1 rRNA gene is annotated in these 1,380 nt (G+C 52.7%); it reads left to right on the forward strand.

What is annotated here, in order from left to right:
• Positions 1 to 1,306 (forward strand): 23S ribosomal RNA (locus NI20_RS0112695); the annotation flags it as partial.
• Between the last annotated feature and the right edge of the window lie 74 nt (positions 1,307 to 1,380).

Here is a 1,380-nt window from a genome sequence, read left to right on the forward strand (position 1 = left end):
GGAGGCGAGAAAAGCTCTGAGGTATGCTAAGGTGCCCGTACCGCAAACCGACACAGGTAGATGAGGAGAGAATCCTAAGGCCAACGGGAGAAGGGTTGTTAAGGAACTCGGCAAATTGACCCCGTAACTTCGGAAGAAGGGGAGCCCCCTACGGGGGGTCGCAGAGAAATGGCCCAAGCAACTGTTTACCAAAAACACAGGTCTATGCTAAATCGAAAGATGACGTATATGGGCTGACGCCTGCCCGGTGCCGGAAGGTTAAGAGGAGATGTCAGGCAACGAAGCATTGAATTTAAGCCCCGGTAAACGGCGGCCGTAACTATAACGGTCCTAAGGTAGCGAAATTCCTTGTCAGGTAAGTTCTGACCCGCACGAATGGCGTAATGATTTGGGCACTGTCTCAACAGCCCGCCCGGCGAAATTGTAGTACTGGTGAAGATGCCAGTTACCCGCAACTAGACGGAAAGACCCCATGGAGCTTTACTGCAGCTTAATACTGAAATTCGGTAGTACATGTACAGGATAGGTGGGAGACTGAGAAATACAGGCGTCAGCTTGTATGGAGTCGCTGTTGGGATACCACTCTTGTACTGCTGGATTTCTAACCTGCGGCCGTGAATCCGGTCGGGGGACACTGTTAGGCGGGCAGTTTGACTGGGGCGGTCGCCTCCCAAAAGGTAACGGAGGCGCTCAAAGGTTCGTTCAGCACGGACGGAAATCGTGCAATGAGTGTAAACGCATAAACGAGCCTAACTGCGACACCGACGGGTGGAGCAGTAACGAAAGTTGGAGTTAGTGATCCGGTGGTATGTGAGTGGAAATGCCATCGCTCAACGGATAAAAGCTACCCTGGGGATAACAGGCTGATCTCCCCCAAGCGTCCACAGCGACGGGGAGGTTTGGCACCTCGATGTCGGCTCGTCGCATCCTGGGGCTGAATTCGGTCCCAAGGGTTTGGCTGTTCGCCAATTAAAGCGGCACGCGAGCTGGGTTCAGAACGTCGTGAGACAGTTCGGTCCCTATCTGTTGCGGGCGTAAGAGATTTGAAGGGAGCTGTCCTTAGTACGAGAGGACCGGGATGGACGTACCTCTGGTGCACCAGTTGTCCTGCCAAGGGCATAGCTGGGTAGCTATGTACGGACGAGATAAACGCTGAAAGCATCTAAGCGTGAAACTCCCCCTAAGATGAGATCTCTCATCCTTTAAGGAGTAAGGACCCAGAAAGACGATCTGGTTGATAGGCCGAAGGTGGAAGCGCAGTAATGTGTGCAGCTGATCGGTACTAATAGTCCGAGGGCTTGACCTACGAATGAAGCAGGCAAGGCCTTGAGAGGAGCTTTGAAGTTACATTGTTCGGTTTTGAAGGTTCGATTTGAAGAC

The sequence above is a fragment of the Oscillibacter sp. ER4 genome, assembly GCF_000765235.1.
Lineage (GTDB): Bacteria > Bacillota > Clostridia > Oscillospirales > Oscillospiraceae > Hominicoprocola > Hominicoprocola fusiformis.